Genomic DNA, 17,856 nt, shown 5'->3' on the forward strand with positions numbered 1-17,856 from the left:
GATGAGGTGCAACACCTGCAACTTGCTTTTTGTTTAAAGAACCAAGTTCTGGTATAAGGCATAATAAACATTGAGAGGTTTTTCTACCTATTCCTGGAACTGTTTCAAGAATTTTTTGGCATCGTTGTAATTCAGGATTTTCATTGACTATTTTTTGTATAGCTTGGTCGAGATTTTTTACCTGATTGTTAAGGAACTCAATAGTTTGTTGACAACTTTCCTTGATGTAATCATTTTCAGGAGTTTTTAGCCTATTTTTTTCTTGAACAAGCATTTTTGTGATATCGTCACGACGTTGACAGAGTGCAAACAAGGTGGTTTGTTCTTTTGAGATAGGTACAAATAGCTGCAAATATCTACAACGCTCAAAACCATATTGGGCAAGCGCTTTTGCATCCAGATTGTCAGTCTTTGCCAAAGTTCCATGAGATAGAATGAAGTTTTTAACTTGACGAGTGTTAGCACGGTGTACAGCAATGTTTCTGTCAATAAGAAAATACAATAAGCCAAACCTCCTGTAGCTTCCAAGATTACCATGGAATTAGGTAGGATATCTGAAAATTTCTGGTAGAATTGCTTCCAACCAGCACAATTATTGTCAAATTTGACGACACCTTTTTGTTCATTAACTGCAGTAACAAATTCAAGTTTTCCGATATCAATGCCAATAAAATTTTGATAAGATGTAACCATAAAGAACCTCGAGAGTTTAAGTTAAAATTTAAGATTGTAAACGGGTGCATATGTATGTCCCAAACAACTATTCAAACGTCTCGAAGGATAGGCTTGAGTACCTTGATATCTACGTATGTGTAATACTACCGTTCACGGTCGCTCAAGCCTGCGATAACTACATTTTTATAGGTTATCTTCCTTCTTGCTTCTTTTATATCACATTCCCAACTTACAACCGTCTCGCCAGTCAACAAGAAAATTATAAAAATTGAATCTTATAAGCTGTATTGCGAAATCAAAAAATACTTCCAACTGTGTAGCGTTATACAAATTATAGTTAGTGTATATGTTGATAAGTATATTTCTGCTGTCTTGCATACATAAAGCCAATTTACTTATCAACATATACACTAACCAACTACATTAAATAAATTTGTATAAAATACTATTTTACATAAGATCTGATGGAAGCACTTTTTGATTTAAATCACTAGTCAATCTCCTAGCCCTGTAGTTTTTGATATGGTCAGGATTAAAAGCACTTTTGGATCTCAGAATACCGAAAATGATATGGAGTAGCTTACGCATTGCAGCGCTAACGATGGCCATATTATGTTTACCCTTTTCCTTTAATCTTTGGCAAAAGCTCATGATAATAGGATTGTGATTCTTAGCTACTATGGCGGGAAAGAAAAGTGCCTTGCATAATGTTCGCGAACCAACTTTACTTAATCTGGGCTTGGCATGTACAGATGAACCTGACGTTATGTTTCGTGGTATAACTCCTGCATATGCTGCCAATTGCCTGGCATCTCTAAAAGCCTTTATGTCAGGAACTTCAGCTAAAATAGCTATTGCTGATTCTTCTCCTATTCCTGAATAAAAGTTGAAAGTTTTCTAACAACTCTTTGTGTTGTTTTAGTAGTTCACGTATGGAATTTTTTATTGTTTCTATTTTTTGTTCTATGTTCATTGCAAGGTCTTCCCAGGCATTTGCAACTTCTTTAGGCAATCTCTCTTTTTTTTCTAGATGATTACTCATCAATGTCAATTCGTCTTTTAACGCAGCCGAGCAACGATAAAGATGTTTTAATTTTTTCATTTCAGGAGAAGGTGGTGTCCAACGGGAAAGTTCCTGTCTTTGGCAGCAATAATCTCTGCATCAATCTGGTCGTTCTTTTGTCGTACAAGCTTACTCCTCGCGTAAGATTTTATACAATAAGGATTTACAACACTAACAAAATGCCCAGCATTGTGCAGAAATTCAGCCAAAGCTTCGCTATAACAGCCAGTAGACTCCATGCAAGCTTTTACTTCTTCTACGTTATGTTTTTGTAGAAAGCTCAGTAGACCTTGAAACCCATTATCATCATTCTTAAAGCTCCTTTTCCTAGCTTCACGTTTTCCTTTTTTGCCTATGAATGAAAGAAAGACATCAAAACGTTCTTTTGAAATGTCTATGCCTAAAAAGTTGTTGATCATATATAACCCCATACGTTACTATTAAAATGAAAAGTAAGGCTTACCTTGTGAATACAGAATTAGAACCATTGAGGTCTTTCTATGATACCGTCCAGCCTATAACTTTTGAGGAGGGAGCTCTTATCTCCCAAACAGATTCTTGATCTTAGAAGGACTCCAGAGTTCTTCCTCCTCCATCTAATGCTTAAGCTTAAAACATTAGACGCTTTTTTCAAGATACAAGAAGGGCTATAGCTATACAATGAGCACATCAAGGTCTTTATGCCATCGAATTTTTGCAAAACTTTTGTCAATAGACTTCTTTCCAAATTGGTAGAGGTAGTGTAAGATAGCCAATTTAAAATAGTGAGATATAATGAAATAGAAGAGTTAGAAGCAGAAAAGTTTCGACGGTTAACAGGAGTAAAAAAGCAACATTTAAGCGAATGGTAGAGATTCTAGAAGAGGAAGATAGAAGAAAAAAAGCTAGAAGTGGCAGAACTTTGCGTAGAAGATAGGTTGCTTATGACACTGGAATATATAAGAGAATATCGAACGTATTTTCACATTGGACAGAGTTATTGCGTAAGTGAAAGTAACTGCTATAAAATAGTAAAATGGGTACTAGTAAAGCATTCAGATTTTGCATTACCAGGAAAAAAAGAGCTATTAAAGAGTAATGTAGAATATGAAGTTTTGGTGATAGATGGAACTGAGACGCCAGTAGAGAGGCCAAAAAAAGCAAAAACGCTTCTACTCTGGAAAGAAAAAAAGGCATACTATAAAAACGCAAATAGTAGCAGAAAAGAAAAGTAAAAAAGTCATATGTACATCCTTCTCCAATGGTAGAAAGCATGATTTCCGGATGTTTAAAGAATCAAAGGTTACCGAAGACTAAAATCTTAGCTGATTCTGGCTATAGAGGAATGCAAAAAATACACAAAAATGTTGAATTGCCATACAGGAGAACGAAAAAGAATCCGTTGAGTAAAGAACAAATAAAGGAGAACAGATCTCTTTCCAGCCAAAGGGTGATAATTGAAAACGTGATTGGCCTATTGAAGAGGTTTAAAATCATCTCGGACAGGTATAGAAACAGACGAAAACGTTTTGGTTTAAGATTTAATTTGATTGCTGCTATTCACAATTTTGAGCTCCTACTTGAATTTTGAAAGAAGTCTACTGACATTATTCTCTCCAAATTGAAAATATGTAACGTATCCTAATATAATTAAGAAATGGTTTATGCTCTGTTTGATAAATATGTTTTAAGGTACTTGCCTGTAACACTTTTGGGAGTTTTTGCAACTTCTTCTGGAGTTCCTGCAGCGACTACTTTTCCGCCTTTCATTCCACCCTCTGGACCAATGTCTATTATGTGATCTGCAGTTTTTATAACGTGCAAATTATGCTCGATAACTATAACAGTGTTTCCAAGATCGACTAATTTATGAAGTATCTTCAGTAAGTTATTCACATCTTCAAAATGTAATCCAGTTGTTGGCTCATCAAGAATATACAACGTTCTTCCGGTAAATCGCTTTGATAGCTCCTTGGATAGCTTTATTCGTTGTGCTTCACCTCCAGACAACGTTGTTGACGGCTGTCCGAGTTTTATATAGCCAAGCCCCACTTCCTGCAAAGAAACCAACTTTTCTTTTATCATTGGAAGATTTTCAAAAAAATCACAAGCTTGATCTATCGTCATATCAAGCACATCAGAAATTGATTTACCTTTGTAAGTAATCTCTAGTGTTTCTCGGTTATATCGTTGACCTTTACACTGCTCGCACTTTACATACACGTCCGGTAGAAAATGCATTTCTATCTTTAAATGTCCATCACCTTTACACGCTTCGCATCTTCCCCCCTTGGTATTAAATGAAAATCGACCTATGTTATAACCTCGTGCCTTTGACTCTGGGAGACCTGCAAACCAATTTCTTATATGAGTAAAGATACCGACATATGTCGCCGGATTTGATGCGGGAGTTCTGCCAATTGGTGACTGATCAACTTCTATAATTTTATCTATATACTCAAGGCCTTCTATTTTATCGCATTGGCCATACTTTGCAGATGAATGACATATCTTATGTGCTGAGTATTTATATAGTGTTTCTATAACTAAACTTGATTTTCCTCCTCCTGATATTCCAGTAACACAAATAAAATTCCCTATAGGAAATTCAACGTTTATATTTTTTAAGTTGTTCTCACATGCGTTAATTACCTTTATAAACTGAGTTGTTTGTTTTCTTTTTTCTGGAATTGAGATTTTTTTCTTTCCACTCAAATATTGCCCTGTTATGCTCTCTGGACTTTTCTGCACCCGATCTGGCGTTCCTTCTGCAACAATTTTTCCTCCATTTACACCGGCTCCAGGACCAATATCGATTATATAATCAGCAGCCATTATAGTGTCTTCGTCATGCTCAACAACAATCACAGTATTGCCCATATCTCTCAAGTTTTTAAGTGTGGCAATTAATCGATCATTATCACACTGATGAAGACCAATCGAGGGTTCGTCAAGCACATATAGCACTCCTGTTAAACCAGAGCCAATTTGTGAAGCAAGCCTGATCCTTTGGCTTTCACCGCCAGAGAGAGTGCTAGACTCACGGTCAAGCGTCAGATAATTCAACCCAACATTCTTTAAAAATGTCAGCCTCTTGCTTATTTCATTTAAGATTCTAATTGAGATTTGCTTCTGTTGCTCTGTAAGCTTGCTTGGCAAATTCTCAAACCATTTGAGGGATTCATCGATGCTAAACCTAGATATCTCACCTATGTGTTTCTCATCAATTTTTACTGTGAGTGCTTCTTTTCTCAATCTATAGCCAGTACATTCCTTACAGTGAGTGACAGAGCAATATCGCTCAATAAGTGTTTCATCATAATCCATCTGGCGTTCTAGAATACTGACCAAACCTTGAAATTTCATTTCTTTAGAACCAAAAAGTACTGCATCCTTCACTTTTTGATCTATGTTCTTCCATGGGACATCAAGGCTAAATTTGCAATCTTCAGCTAGTGATAGGATTGCATTTTTTAGAAATCCATAATTTGTATGCATTTGATGGAACATTGATCCCACTGGCTTTAAAGCACCTTCAGATATTGAAAGCGTTTCATCTGGCACTATCAGCTTTATATCAACACTTAGCCTCTTACCAAGCCCATTACATGATCCACATGCACCATAGGGGCTATTAAAAGAAAAAAATCTTGGTTCTATTTCTTCAAGAGTGAAGCCGGACTCCGGACATGCAAAATTCTCTGAGAAAGTTAAAATTTGACCATTTTGGTACTCGGAATTATGACTGTCAGGTAAGTTTATTATCTCTGCATACATTAAGCCGTGACCAAGCCTTAACGCTGATTCTATACTACTTGGCAGTCGATTTCCTATATCGTCTGATATTGACACCCTATCTGCAACCACAAAAATATCGTGTTTTTTGTTCTTATCAAGCTTAGGTAAGTCATCCATATCGTGTGTTTCGCCATCTATTTTTAGTCTTACATAACCTTGCCTTTTAATTTCCAATATCTCTTTGAGATGTTCTCCCTTTCTACCACGTACAATGGGAGCGAGGATATACACTTTAGTGTCCATAGGTAACGCCATTATAGTATCTACAATTTGAGACACAGTTTGTTTTGTTATTGGCAACCCAGTTGTAGGCGAGTAAGGAATCCCTATTCGTGCATATATTAAGCGTAGATAGTCATAAATTTCAGTAACAGTTCCAACCGTTGATCTTGGATTTTTTGAGACCGATTTCTGGTTGATTGATATTGCAGGGGAGAGGCCCGTAATCGATTCAACATCTGGTTTATCTTGAATGTTGAGAAATTGACTCGCGTAGGCTGATAGGCTTTCAACGTACCGGCGTTGACCTTCTGCATAAATCGTATCAAACGCAAAGCTAGATTTGCCAGAACCACTTTGTCCAGTTACAACGACTAGCTTATTTTTCGGTATATTGACTTCTATGCCTTGCAGATTATGTTCTCTTGCGCCCTTAACTCTAATGAAATCGTCCATACATCACGTATTTTTATAGTCTCAAAATACGTGAATTTATAGTAACTTTCTACTAGTTTTTTTAACCATTATGGAGAATTGTACGAATATAGACCTACAAAAAACCCAAGCAGCTAAAAACGGTATAAAAACTCCTTGACAACCCCCGCCAATCTTATTACCATGCTACTAAGGGTATTTCTAACTCAAAACTTGTTTTTGATCCGCGCGGATTCAATGACAAAAATTTAGTAAAAAACTTAGGGTATTTATTGGCGGATTATATAAATTATTGGGGCTACATGTCTTTTAAATTTTTTCACATGCAGCCAAAATCGCGCTTAAACTAAGCGTCAGCACATTATTACAGCGCCAAGTTACAGTATTAAAGGGTCAAAACTCGCTACTCGGGATTTCTTTGCCTTTTTTTTCGATTTGGTAAATTTCTTAATATTCGTAGCTAAAAGAACTAGGCAAGAAGGTGTCATTCCAGTGCTCCTATGATGTCATCCCAGTGCGTAACACTGGGATCTAGTTGAGCTATTTCAACAAAAAACTGCATTTTCTTACGAGACTTATTTACAAGCTGGATTCCAGTGTCAAGCACTGGAATGACACCCTAGGGGGCACTGGGATCCGGAAATTGCAATGTTCGTACAGTTATATGTTACGTGCTGGGATGACAGGAAAGAGGCTATTTGAATGACAGAGCAAGAAAATAATTGGTTTTTTATGACGCTACGGAGTGGCTTTGTTGCATCGCTACCTATGAAAGGCCAACTATACAAGTAACCTATTGAAAATCTTGTTTTTTTTGCAATCAATCTGATCAAATTTAAGAATAGTAATTTATTGTTTGTATTAATAAATTTAATTCTATTTAAAATAGCTAAAGCATTGAAATTCTTGAATTTTAGCTAGATTAGTGAATGGTAGTAAAATTTCTTTTATTCAAATTTAGGTACTCACTGACTGTCCTTACTATAAATGCTAGAATAATAAGCTACTGATATTCTCCATTTTTTTATCTTTAATCCGTCATAGATAGCGATGCAACAAAGCCCACTGGGATCCAGAAAAGTTTGCTTGTGGGCAAGCAAACTAGCATATTGTTAAAACACAACGGTTTCGATGAGATTGCAGGAAGGCTGGATTCCAGTGAAGTTTGTTGTACAACAATAAGCTAAGAAATAAATATGGTAGTCTATCATTGAATAATTTATTATAATTTTATTAGTTATTAATAGACAAAAACTTGGTAGACTACGAAGAGATATTCTTAAATAAAATTAAAGATATAAAAGAAGAAGGGCGCTACCGTGAATTTACACACTTTGCATCGCTGCCTGGCAGGCTTCCCTACATTATGGACTATGAAAGAAATAGAGAAGTTATCGTCTGGTGCAGTAATAACTACTTAGGAATGTCGCAAAATGAGAGTGTCATTGCCGCTATTCAGAATTCATCAGTTGGAGCTGGAGGCACAAGAAATATATCCGGTACAACAAAAGAGGTTGTCGAACTTGAACAGTCTCTAGCCTGTTTGCATAATAAGGAGGCTGCTTTAACTTTTGCTTGTGGCTACCTTGCCAACCAGACAACACTCAGCACTTTATTGTCTGTTATTCCTAATGTGGTAATCTTTTCAGATGAAAAAAATCATTCTTCGATGATAGAAGGTATAAAGTCAGGAAAAAGACCGAAACACATATTTAGACATAATGACGTTGATCACTTAGAACAGTTGTTAAAGTCTGTAGGCACAAAAACACCAAAGATAATAGCGCTTGAATCCGTATATTCAATGGATGGCGATATAGCACCGCTGAGAGAAGTATGCAGCTTGGCAGAGGAATATAATGCAATTACCTATTTGGATGAGGTACACGCAGTTGGTATGTATGGCCCACGCGGTGGTGGAATTGCTGAAAGAGAAAGTCTGATGGATAGAGTGACCGTTATTCAAGGTACATTATCAAAGGCTTTTGGAGTGATGGGTGGATATATAGCATCTTCAAAGAGCTTGATAGATGTAATAAGAAGTTCCGCTCCAGGATTTATTTTCACAACTGCTATGTCACCTGTTTTAGCAGCAGCAGCAAAAGCAAGCGTTGAGCATCTAAAATCAAGTAACATTGAAAGGGAAAAACAAAAACAAGTTGTTGCAAAGGTAAAAAACTCATTGAAAAATGCAGGAATTAATTTTATTCCAACAAAAACTCATATAATTCCAATAGTAATTGGCAATTCAGAATCATCCAAAAGGGCATCAAAATTATTATTTGATGAGCATGGAATATATGTTCAACATATAAATTACCCGACAGTTCCAAGAGGAACTGAACGCTTCCGTATTACCCCTACGCCTTATCACACCGATGAAATGATAGAGCATTTAACAGAGTCTCTTGCAAAAGTCTTTGAGAAGCTATCTATTCCTGTAGCTTAGCGTTTAATATCACCAGCAATGATTAACCCGTTATCTTCTATTAATCTTCCACCACTTTCTTGCAGAAAAAGTCTACCAAGCAAGGCTTTATATTTGTTAACTCCAGAGTAAACTATTCCACTGTATCTTCCTGCAGCAAGGTATGCAAAACCTAAAATTGCTGAACCGACGGAGCGTACATTATTATTGCCTGGTAGTAATTTATTTAACAAATTACCACTTATATCTATTAAACCTCCTTCACGACTTTTCATCCGCATTTTTGTGTGACGAGATCTAGAGTCTTCAAGAAAAGCACCCTTCTTCTCTTCTGCCCAAAAGGTTTCCCTAAGAGCAGGAGCATCAATTACAACTGCCACAACTTTGTTTTTATGAATGAGACAGACTGACACTGCGAAATAAACCATGCAACTGGAAAAATTCTCCCTGCTTTCTATAGGCATAATGAACCAGGTATAAGTGTCATCTTTTACTTCTTGATCAGTTTCATCTTCAAAAATAAAGCCATAGTCTCGTTTGTAGTCGTGTAAGCAATCGTATATGGTTTGTTTGGATCTTGAGTAAGTTTTGTTGATAAAGTCTGCTGACTTAACATTGGAAATTTGCAATTCGTTAAAATCGCGCATAAGTTGTTTAGAAGCATTGCGTACAGAATTAAGCATCACATTGATTCGTGGTGATGAGATAGACATTTTACTCTTTCACTCTTTCGTAATAGCTATCATCAGGAGTATATACTACAATTTTATCCTCTTCTTTTATAAATTGAGGCATGTTAACGCGCATTCCATTTTCTAAAATTGCAGGTTTATAAGAAGAAGTAACAGTCTGCCCTTTAATAACAGACTCCGTTTCTTTCACAGTTAACGTAACATAATCAGGCACATGCGCAGAGATTATTTTATCCTGATAAGATACCACCTTTACTTTCATGTTATCCTGTAGATAAATCTTTTTTTTTCCTAATAAGTCTAAATTTATAATAATCTGTTCGTAATTGCTTGGGTGCATTAGATGCACAATATCTTCTTCAGTGAAGAGATAAACATATTCCTCTTCATCTAGAATCGCCCTTCTGATTGTTGCATCAGAGCGAAATCTTTCATAGTGTTTTGCTCCAGTTTTGATGTTTTTCATTTCAACTTGTACATATGCACCACCTTTACCAGGTTGAGTATGCATAATACTCACAACCAAAAACAATCCGCCATTATGCTCCAACACTTGACCTGGCCTGATATCATTAGCTCTTTCTGCCATAATTACACTTTCAGTTTGACCTTATAATTATAAGTAGCTTTTGTGTAAATTCAAAGCCTTTGTTAACCAATAAATTCCGGCATACTTAGGACTATATACCTCTCCTTTGTGTTTATGTGCGGAAATATCTCTTTAGTAAAAAGTAGCATAATACTCTTTTTTGTACTGATGACTGAAATTTCCAATATATCTCCTGAACCGAAATTATGTATGGATTTTACATGGCCATATAATTCATTGTTCTCCAGCCTTACTTCCATATCTACAAGGTCATTTTGATAAAACTCATTCTCATCATTTAACTTCGGCATCTTGCTTCTTTCTATGTATAATTTCTTATTTCTTAAAAGCTCTGCTTCATTACGAGAATTTACTCCGCTTATTGTAGCTATTACTAAATTGTTTCCTATGACAGACACTGAGTCTATTTTATAACTCTCATCACCACTTATTAGCCTACCATACAAGGAGACATTCTCGGGCTTTTCAGTAAAAGTTTTTATTTTAACAGCTCCTTTAATTCCGTGAGAAGAGGTAACAATTCCGAGACACACTAAACTGTCGTTCATACTAACGTAAGTCAGAAGATTTCACAGATAAATACTGTTTGAGAATCTCAATGCCTTCATCAATCTCTTTTTCAGTGATGATTAACGGAGGCAAAATCCTTACAACGTTATCTGACGTTACTCCAACAGTGAGTAGCCCACGATGACTTAGCTCTTCTGCAAACTTTTGGTTATTCATTTTCACTTTTATTCCAAGCATTAATCCCTTTCCTCTTACTTCTTCTATCATTGGAAATTTACTTGCTAGGTCTTCTAATTTATTTTTTAAATACTTACCTCTAATTTCAACATTTTCCAAAAAGCCAGAGCTGAGTAATTCATCAAATACAGCATTACCTACTGAAGTTGCAAGCGGATTGCCGCCAAAAGTGGAACCGTGCATGCCAACTGCCATGTACTGAGCGACCTTTTTAATTGTAATACAAGCCCCTAGTGGAAAACCTCCTCCTATTCCTTTTGCAAGAGCGCATATGTCAGGTTCCACTCCTATATGTTCGTATGCAAACAATCTTCCCGTTCTACCAGTACCGCATTGTACGCAATCAAAAAATAGCAATATATCGTTTTCGTCACATAGTTTTCTTAGTTCCTTCATAAAGGTGTCATCCATTACTTTGATACCACCTTGCCCTTGTATTGGTTCTATCAATATAACGCCTATACCACCCGAAATTGCTTTCTTCACACTTTCAATATTGGACTTTATATTATCACACCAATCAATGTAGGGATTCAGCAATTCAGAAAATTTCTGCCTATCGTTTGTGGCACAAGTTAAAAAGGTCCTTCCATGGAATGCACCATGAAACGTTAAAATTCTATGGCGGTTTTTATTGCCTTTTCCATTTTGATAGGCCCTAGCAATCTTGAGCCCACACTCTACTGCTTCTGATCCAGAATTTGTGAAAAATACGGTATCAGCAAAGCTGTTGTTTATTAATTTTTCTGCGAAGTTGTTAGCAGCAGGTATATTATAGGTATTTGATATATGCCATAACTTTTCTCCTTGCGATTTAAGAGTACTAATTAGTCGCGAGTTGGCATGACCCAAGCTACTAACAGCTATTCCTGAGTGAAAATCTATGTAGCGCTTGCCATTAACATCATACAAATAAATACCTTTGCCATAAGAAAAATTTATATTAATAGGAGAATAAACTGGCAAGATAGGAGAAATTGTCATAAAAATATGATATGCTAAATTTTAATTAATAACATAAAAGTCGTTGTTTCACAATGAGAAGGATATGTATAAACTAATACTTTCTATATTAAAAAAAAATAGATACTCAAAAATTATTGCATTATTCTCATCAATTTTTGTGATTTTGTTTAGCGTGATATATTGTAATTACTCACTAAGAAATAATTTTCTTTCCTCTTACCGTGACTCAAGTATAGGCTTAAAAAGTGTACTGGAAAATAGCATAATAAAAAAATACCATTACTTACTAATAGAAAAGCATCATATTAAATACAAGAACTTTGATTATATAAACCAACTGGTAAGGTTGCGTGCTGAATTGTTACAATCAGTTAGCAAAGTGAAGAACTTGAGTTTAGTACTGTATGACCAAAATAGCAGAATAATATTCAGCCACTTTAACACTCAAGATCATGACTATGAACAGTTACTTACAAATGATGAAATTGATAAACTACTAAATAACCAAGAGATATTTTATACTGTAGGAAATAAACTAATTTCTATTTTTCCTATATTCCATGAAAGTGATACTAAGCCGTCGTTTTTTTTTAAGATTATTCAAAACCATAACAACTCCTATGTTATGGTTTATAGCCTATTTTTAACGTTTGTAGGCTTACTATTAGTAATTTTAATATTAATAATGCTTTATTTGCACTTTTCCAATACTCAAATGCTGGCTAAGCAACATAAAACTAATATTGAATTACAACAGATGAAAGAGGCATTAGAGCAAGAAAACGCAAATAAGCTAAAGTTTTTTGCAAGCGTTACACATGAGCTACGTACACCTCTTAATGCTATTATTGGATTCGCAGAGTTGATCAAAAATGAAACTTTAGGTTCGATGGATCACTCTCAATACAAGGAGTATGCAGACGATATATATAATGCAGGAACACATTTACTTGCTTTAATTAACGATGTGCTAGATTTTTCAAAAGCTGAATCAAGCAGTTTAACAGTAGAAAAAGTGAAGTTTAACCTGAATAAAATAATAGATTCGTGTTTAAATATGCTATCACCTAAATTAAAAGAAACAGGAATTAGTTTAAAGAAAGAGATGCCTGATAAACAATTATTGGTTATTGCGGATCCCAAAAGAATGAAACAAATTATAATAAATTTATTATCAAATTCGATCAAATTTACTCCCAAAGATGGCTTAATAAGAATGGTAATTAAAGAGAAGATAGAAAAAAACTTACTAACTATTGAATTTCATGACAACGGAATAGGAATAATGCAGCAGGACATATATAAAGTTATGTCCGTTTTCGGCCAAGCAGATTCAGGATATAGAAACGAAGGCACAGGTATTGGACTACCACTTAGCAAAAAATTAGTAGAGTTAATGGGTGGAACTTTTGATATTAAAAGTGAAGCAAAACTTGGTACTACGATAACGTTAAACTTCTTTTACGAAGAGCAAACATGTGAAGATTTGATTGATTTTTAACTAGAGTTCGTGAATATAATATACTACTATAAGTGTCATTAACGGAGCGAGGTATGGAATTAGCAGTAAGAAATAATGCACCTGATTTTAGCTTACCAACAGATTCTAGTGAAAATTTATCACTGAGTGATTTTTTTGATAAAAAAAATGTAGTTCTTTATTTCTATCCTAAAGATGATACTCCGGGTTGTACAATGGAGGCAAAAGATTTTAGAGATAAAATAAATGATTTTTTTTCTCTTGATACAGTGATAGTTGGTGTATCAAGAGATAGTATTAAGTGTCATGCCAACTTTAAAGCAAAATATTCCCTGCCATTTTATTTAGTTTCTGATGAAAATGCCGAAATATTGGAAAAGTATGGTGTTTGGGTAGAAAAGAGCATGTTTGGTAAAAAGTATATGGGAATAGAACGTACTACTTTTTTAATAGATAAAAAAGGCAAAATAGTGAAAATTTGGAAAAACGTAAAAGTTAGCGGACATGTTGACAAAGTTCTAGAGGAAGTAAGAGGAATATAAAAAAAACTATTTAGGCTAATGGCTGCCCATTGCTACATAAAAAAGTTAAAATTACACAATTTTCGTAACCATTCAAGTTTTGAACTGGATTTGGGTGACAATCCAGTTGTAATAACTGGTAAAAATGGTATTGGCAAAACCAATATACTTGAAGCAATTTCGTTTCTTGCTAAAAGCAATGGAATAACAAAAGCAAAAGCCAGTGAGATGCAAAATAGATTCAACAATGAAGACTGGGCAGTACACTACGGGTTTTTTAATGGAACAGATTTTAACCCAATTGGTATAGCAAAGAATTTTAATAAGAAATTGATACAAATTGATGGGAAAACACAATCAAGTTATTCATCTCTTTACCGAATATCCAACGTAATATGGCTAGTTCCACAAATGGATTATATTCTTCTTAATTCTCCAAGCGATAGACTAAAACTTTTAGACCGTATAGTTTCACTATTTGAAGAAAATTACATTTATTGCTATATGAGATATAGGAAAGCTAAAAACGAGCGAAGTAAACTACTCAGGGAAAATATTTTGGATGAAAATTGGCTATCCAGCCTTGAAAATGTCATGGCTGTTAATGCAGTCAACATATTACGTATGCGACTATCTGTTTTAAAAACACTACAAGATACAATTGATAGCTACTCCACTGAGTTTTTTCCAAAAGCGAGTTTGAAATTCAACAGCCAGCTAGCTTTGAACGATACTGCAGAATATTTTCAAAGCCACCTAAAGAAAAATAGAGAAAAAGACTCGTTAACTGGCAGAGTAACCTTTTGTGTAAATAACGATAAATTTCAGGTTTTTTGTCAAAAAAGGGACATATCTGTAAATCTATGCTCTACTGGAGAACAAAAGTTATTGCTGCTTTCTGTTATTTTATCCAGTGTAAAAGCAAGATGTATTCACCACAATAAGGCACCACTTCTTCTGCTTGACGATATAATGTCTCATCTAGACAAGCATTACAGGAAAGTGTTAATAGAAGAAATGTTAAATATTCAATGCCAAACCTGGATAACTGATGTGGATCGAAATAGTTTTGATAATTATATTGATTATTTTAAATTAATTGAATTATAGGTTCTTGCATAACAAACTTTTGTTGGCAATAGTAGCATTAAACAAGACTCTAATATTGGTCTTCAATTCTTCTGTCAGTTAACTTCTTGTCTGTCAGATTAAATCTTGTCTTTTACACCTAACACGCGTCTCAGTGATTATAATATCCAATTTTTGATCGTGTTCCTCTACTGGTAAATTTTTACAATACTGTTTCTCGTAAGCTACACCTATAAATATTTTTCCAAGCGGTCGCAATTCTTTTGTTACAGCATCATACCATCCACCACCAAAACCCAATCTATTAAAATGATCATCAAAAGCAATAACAGGAGTGATGATTGTATCAGGGATTATGTTGTTTTCATCTGTTTTGCTCCATTCCTTAAATTTTAGTGGCTTATTTTCATCAGGAATTGCTACTTTATAACCTAAATTGAGCAAATTATACATCAAAGGTATAACATTTATCTCTCCATCAATTGGAATGTAAGCCGCAATTGTTTTACCTTTAATGTGACTTAAGTTCTGATTAAAGAGATTAACAAGAGAATTTGCTGCATAACCGGAATAATCCTTATCAATATTTTTTCTTATAGCCCTATATTGCTCTCTTATTTCCTTTTTTTGTTGTTTAATATCTTTGGACATGATCTATCCACTTTGCAGTGAGTTTTTCTTGTAAACTATTTTGCCTCAAACGCTCACTTAAAAAATCAAAGTCAACAAACTCCATATCCTGGTCTTGATTACTGCAACTATAAACATAACTCTCTTCTCCCGTTTTCGTATTTATATGTCGCTGCACGCACTGAGCGCAGATTTCTTTCATCATACACTGCATAGGAGAGTTGACCGATGATATTGCTACGTGATCCGATTTCAGATATGGCTTTAAAACCGTTTTTCTTGCTTCGTTTACAGCCTTCATCATTTTATCAGAACCAATAGTAATGATTTTATCTATAGCGTCTAAATTAATCATGATATCACCTAATACTCCCTGTTGATAAGAGATTATTGCATCAACTATATTACCGTGGAAGGATCGGTCTTGATCTCTGCTTGTTTCTATCAACCCTTCTTCACATGCCCAGACTACTGCACTTGATGCATGCTCTATCAATATTCGTTTAAATATATCATTTAATTTCCTATAGCCAGCAAAGTATAAAACCTTATTATTATTTTCAAGGCATGCTTTTCCTATTGAAAACAATACTGCATTTCCAACTCCGCCACCAATTAGCATTATATTTTTCATGTTTTTGTTCTACATGCATGCGATACGGAAAAGGGGGGATTCGAACCCCCGACATATTTTCATATGTGCACGCTTTCCAAGCGTGTGCTTTAGACCACTCAGCCACCTTTCCACATATTACTATAGGATATTGAAAGTTGTGCTGCTAGGCAAGTTTAAACCAGGTATATAGGGTTCACCACGAAAATTTACAGTATTGTTGAATTTGTTTTTGCACATTGAAAATGTTTTATCACAACCTGCGAGTATCGAATATTTATCTCCAGCAAAAATTTGGTATGGAGGCGAAGTAAATAGTGTCACTACTTTATTTTTGTATTCCTTCACTACACCTTCAAATGCTGCTGAATCAAAGAATTTCACTACTCCGTGCTTATAATATCCATCAATTTCAGTCAAATTAGTGTCTTCAAATCTTCTTTCGTCTATCACTTTAGTAACCGTACTTATTTTACTAAACTTTTTAGCATCGGCTTTACATCTATCATCGCAAAATTGTGCTCTGCATGCAGGGGAATATAATTCTGCCATGTTCCTCTCAAGCTTTGCCGCAAGTCCTCTGATTTCAACGACAAACCTCCCACTATTTAACGTTACTTTACCAAAAGTTCCAAAGTGCAAATTCATCGTTCCCTGGCTCAAATCCTTGTAATTTACAAGAAATATCTCGACATTTGCGAAGTCGTACTTTCCTGATAAAACATCTTCTTCTTTAATATCATCACTATTTAATATCCCTTCGATTTCCAGATTATCAGTTTTTAAATTGCTGTTTAATATTATACTACTGGCTGTAAATCCACTTGAAGATTTATAGAGTATATTATCAATGCTCAAATTCTCATCATAATCAGTGAATCCCATTACTTTTCCATCAATAAGCGTTAATTTCCAACACATAGCAATGGTAAGTAACTCTCCAGCTAAATAGTTTTTTAATGTGGTTTGCATAGTTGCCTCCTATTTTTTGTATGAATGTTTGTTTTTCTTAGGTAATTCACATAGTAAATGGTGTCATTCCAGTGCGTGACACTGGAATCCAGTAATTTAAATTGGACACTAAGTTGGTGAGCATAAAAATGTTATATAAAAACATAACGTTTTTAATGGAAAGGCTGGATTCCAGTGTCACGCACTGGAATGACACCCTGTGGTTACTTAATTAAACACTGAACACGAATAGACAAGATACACACCACAACCGTGGTGTGTATTATTAGCCAATTAGAAAGAAAACTTCACGCCAGTGAGGAAGAGAACCCCTTTGTTAGAAGGTGCTACTTCGTTACTATCCTTTTTTATAATCTTATAATTGTCAGCTTGCTTCTCATCAGTCATAAAGTAATGAAGGGCTGCATAAGGAACAAATTTACTCTTACTGCAAGCAGGAGAGAGATCATACTGAACACCAAGTGCAACGTCATGAAGCTTATCCCCATCACTCATTTTACTACCGAAGTATGTCAAGCTTGTGTAGAAGCTCTCATACTGATAACCAGCACCTGCAGTCCAGTACATGGTATTATTACTCTTGTCACCGAATTGATCTTCTATTCCTTTCGTTCTTTTTCCATCAGGAAGTTTCTCATATTTTGGTTTACCATTAACATCTTTTAGTTCTTCAATAACCTTTGGTTGACCAGATTTACCCAAGTATGCAAAAGACGCAGCAAGTTTTATTCCTTGATCTTCGTTGATCTTATAGTCAGCGCTTACGCCAAAGTTAACGCCCATTAGGTCATTGTATTCCACAAATTCCTTATAGGCATATTTGATATCATCTGGTTTCTTCGCTTTACCACATTCACCAACTACAGAAGTTTTAACTTTTAGCTGACTAAAGTCATACTCATATGACGCACCAGCACTTATTATATGCTCATAGTCTGG

14 protein-coding genes, 1 tRNA gene and 4 pseudogenes are annotated in these 17,856 nt (G+C 35.1%); 6 read left to right on the forward strand and 13 right to left on the reverse strand.

Annotated features, from left to right (window positions below; all coding sequences use genetic code 11):
• A pseudogene (locus HET73_RS01730) lies at nucleotides 1–693 on the reverse strand (IS110 family transposase); the annotation flags it as partial.
• A gap of 432 nt (nucleotides 694–1,125) precedes the next feature.
• A pseudogene (locus HET73_RS01735) lies at nucleotides 1,126–2,157 on the reverse strand (IS110 family RNA-guided transposase).
• Between the two features lie 471 nt (nucleotides 2,158–2,628).
• On the opposite strand from HET73_RS01735, the gene HET73_RS09330 reads away from it, so the two are divergent.
• A complete protein-coding gene (locus HET73_RS09330; protein ID WP_343033062.1) occupies nucleotides 2,629–2,952 on the forward strand; it encodes a transposase family protein in 324 nt (107 codons plus the stop codon).
• A pseudogene (locus tag HET73_RS09335) lies at nucleotides 2,930–3,308 on the forward strand (transposase family protein). The gene HET73_RS09330 and the pseudogene HET73_RS09335 overlap by 23 nt, the downstream one beginning before the upstream one ends.
• A 71-nt stretch (nucleotides 3,309–3,379) precedes the next feature.
• Here HET73_RS09335 and uvrA read toward each other — a convergent pair.
• Both uvrA and HET73_RS08900 read right to left on the reverse strand, forming a co-directional pair.
• Nucleotides 3,380–6,190 carry an excinuclease ABC subunit UvrA gene (gene uvrA, locus HET73_RS01745; RefSeq protein ID WP_174133932.1) on the reverse strand — a complete coding sequence of 937 codons (2,811 nt, stop codon included), beginning with the start codon at nucleotides 6,188–6,190 and terminating at the stop codon, nucleotides 3,380–3,382.
• A 463-nt stretch (nucleotides 6,191–6,653) separates the two neighbouring features.
• On the reverse strand, nucleotides 6,654–6,776 hold the full coding sequence (locus HET73_RS08900; RefSeq protein ID WP_281356007.1) for a hypothetical protein: 123 nt from the start codon (nucleotides 6,774–6,776) through the stop codon (nucleotides 6,654–6,656).
• A 648-nt stretch (nucleotides 6,777–7,424) separates the two neighbouring features.
• Here HET73_RS08900 and hemA point away from each other — a divergent pair.
• Nucleotides 7,425–8,618: a 5-aminolevulinate synthase gene (gene hemA, locus HET73_RS01750; protein WP_174132712.1), complete on the forward strand. Its 1,194-nt coding sequence runs from the start codon at nucleotides 7,425–7,427 to the stop codon at nucleotides 8,616–8,618.
• Here the strand turns inward: hemA and HET73_RS01755 are convergent.
• The 4 genes from HET73_RS01755 to HET73_RS01770 all read right to left on the reverse strand — a co-directional run bounded on the left by HET73_RS01755 (nucleotide 8,615) and on the right by HET73_RS01770 (nucleotide 11,630).
• A complete protein-coding gene (locus tag HET73_RS01755) occupies nucleotides 8,615–9,310 on the reverse strand; it encodes an inositol monophosphatase family protein (RefSeq protein ID WP_174132711.1) in 696 nt (231 codons plus the stop codon). The two genes, hemA and HET73_RS01755, sit on opposite strands and share 4 nt — an antisense overlap.
• 1 nt (nucleotide 9,311) lies before the next feature.
• The gene (gene efp, locus HET73_RS01760; RefSeq protein WP_174132710.1) at nucleotides 9,312–9,878 is read right to left on the reverse strand and encodes an elongation factor P; all 567 of its coding nucleotides are present in this window, start codon (nucleotides 9,876–9,878) and stop codon (nucleotides 9,312–9,314) included.
• 62 nt (nucleotides 9,879–9,940) lie between these two features.
• Nucleotides 9,941–10,447 (reverse strand): ribosome maturation factor RimM, encoded by a 507-nt coding sequence (gene rimM / locus HET73_RS01765; RefSeq protein WP_174132709.1) that lies wholly within the window; start codon nucleotides 10,445–10,447, stop codon nucleotides 9,941–9,943.
• A 1-nt stretch (nucleotide 10,448) separates the two neighbouring features.
• Nucleotides 10,449–11,630 carry an aspartate aminotransferase family protein gene (locus tag HET73_RS01770; RefSeq protein ID WP_174132708.1) on the reverse strand — a complete coding sequence of 394 codons (1,182 nt, stop codon included), beginning with the start codon at nucleotides 11,628–11,630 and terminating at the stop codon, nucleotides 10,449–10,451.
• Between the two features lie 64 nt (nucleotides 11,631–11,694).
• On the opposite strand from HET73_RS01770, the gene HET73_RS01775 reads away from it, so the two are divergent.
• Genes HET73_RS01775 through recF form a run of 3 tightly spaced genes read left to right on the forward strand, consistent with a single transcriptional unit; the run spans nucleotide 11,695 to nucleotide 14,723 of the window.
• Nucleotides 11,695–13,113 carry a sensor histidine kinase gene (locus HET73_RS01775; protein WP_174132707.1) on the forward strand — a complete coding sequence of 473 codons (1,419 nt, stop codon included), beginning with the start codon at nucleotides 11,695–11,697 and terminating at the stop codon, nucleotides 13,111–13,113.
• A gap of 53 nt (nucleotides 13,114–13,166) precedes the next feature.
• Entirely contained in the window at nucleotides 13,167–13,634 is a 468-nt protein-coding gene (bcp, locus tag HET73_RS01780) for a thioredoxin-dependent thiol peroxidase (RefSeq protein ID WP_174132706.1), read from the forward strand.
• An 18-nt stretch (nucleotides 13,635–13,652) separates the two neighbouring features.
• Nucleotides 13,653–14,723, forward strand: a complete 1,071-nt coding sequence (recF, locus tag HET73_RS01785) for a DNA replication/repair protein RecF (RefSeq protein WP_174133933.1) — start codon at nucleotides 13,653–13,655, stop codon at nucleotides 14,721–14,723.
• A gap of 93 nt (nucleotides 14,724–14,816) precedes the next feature.
• Here the strand turns inward: recF and HET73_RS01790 are convergent, their stop codons facing one another.
• The 5 genes and pseudogenes from HET73_RS01790 to HET73_RS01810 all read right to left on the reverse strand — a co-directional run.
• Nucleotides 14,817–15,353, reverse strand: a complete 537-nt coding sequence (locus HET73_RS01790) for a 5-formyltetrahydrofolate cyclo-ligase (protein ID WP_174132704.1) — start codon at nucleotides 15,351–15,353, stop codon at nucleotides 14,817–14,819.
• Nucleotides 15,337–15,966 carry a ferredoxin reductase domain-containing protein gene (locus HET73_RS01795; protein WP_174132703.1) on the reverse strand — a complete coding sequence of 210 codons (630 nt, stop codon included), beginning with the start codon at nucleotides 15,964–15,966 and terminating at the stop codon, nucleotides 15,337–15,339. The genes HET73_RS01790 and HET73_RS01795 overlap by 17 nt, the downstream gene beginning before the upstream one ends.
• A gap of 25 nt (nucleotides 15,967–15,991) precedes the next feature.
• Nucleotides 15,992–16,078: transfer RNA gene (locus HET73_RS01800), tRNA-Ser, on the reverse strand.
• Between the two features lie 8 nt (nucleotides 16,079–16,086).
• Nucleotides 16,087–16,917 carry a DUF2163 domain-containing protein gene (locus tag HET73_RS01805; protein ID WP_174132702.1) on the reverse strand — a complete coding sequence of 277 codons (831 nt, stop codon included), beginning with the start codon at nucleotides 16,915–16,917 and terminating at the stop codon, nucleotides 16,087–16,089.
• A gap of 273 nt (nucleotides 16,918–17,190) precedes the next feature.
• A pseudogene (locus HET73_RS01810) lies at nucleotides 17,191–17,856 on the reverse strand (WD0745 family porin); the annotation flags it as partial.

The organism is Wolbachia endosymbiont of Atemnus politus, assembly GCF_013309895.1.

Excerpts from the sequence above, each read along its gene's own strand:
- uvrA (WP_174133932.1), bottom strand. The coding sequence starts at position 6,190 with ATGGACGATTTCATTAGAGTTAAGGGCGCAAGAGAACATAATCTGCAA.
- HET73_RS01755 (WP_174132711.1), bottom strand. The coding sequence starts at position 9,310 with ATGTCTATCTCATCACCACGAATCAATGTGATGCTTAATTCTGTACGC.
- efp (WP_174132710.1), bottom strand. The coding sequence starts at position 9,878 with ATGGCAGAAAGAGCTAATGATATCAGGCCAGGTCAAGTGTTGGAGCAT.
- rimM (WP_174132709.1), bottom strand. The coding sequence starts at position 10,447 with ATGAACGACAGTTTAGTGTGTCTCGGAATTGTTACCTCTTCTCACGGA.
- HET73_RS01770 (WP_174132708.1), bottom strand. The coding sequence starts at position 11,630 with ATGACAATTTCTCCTATCTTGCCAGTTTATTCTCCTATTAATATAAAT.
- HET73_RS01775 (WP_174132707.1), top strand. The coding sequence starts at position 11,695 with ATGTATAAACTAATACTTTCTATATTAAAAAAAAATAGATACTCAAAA.
- bcp (WP_174132706.1), top strand. The coding sequence starts at position 13,167 with ATGGAATTAGCAGTAAGAAATAATGCACCTGATTTTAGCTTACCAACA.
- recF (WP_174133933.1), top strand. The coding sequence starts at position 13,653 with ATGGCTGCCCATTGCTACATAAAAAAGTTAAAATTACACAATTTTCGT.
- HET73_RS01790 (WP_174132704.1), bottom strand. The coding sequence starts at position 15,353 with ATGTCCAAAGATATTAAACAACAAAAAAAGGAAATAAGAGAGCAATAT.
- HET73_RS01795 (WP_174132703.1), bottom strand. The coding sequence starts at position 15,966 with ATGAAAAATATAATGCTAATTGGTGGCGGAGTTGGAAATGCAGTATTG.
- HET73_RS01805 (WP_174132702.1), bottom strand. The coding sequence starts at position 16,917 with ATGCAAACCACATTAAAAAACTATTTAGCTGGAGAGTTACTTACCATT.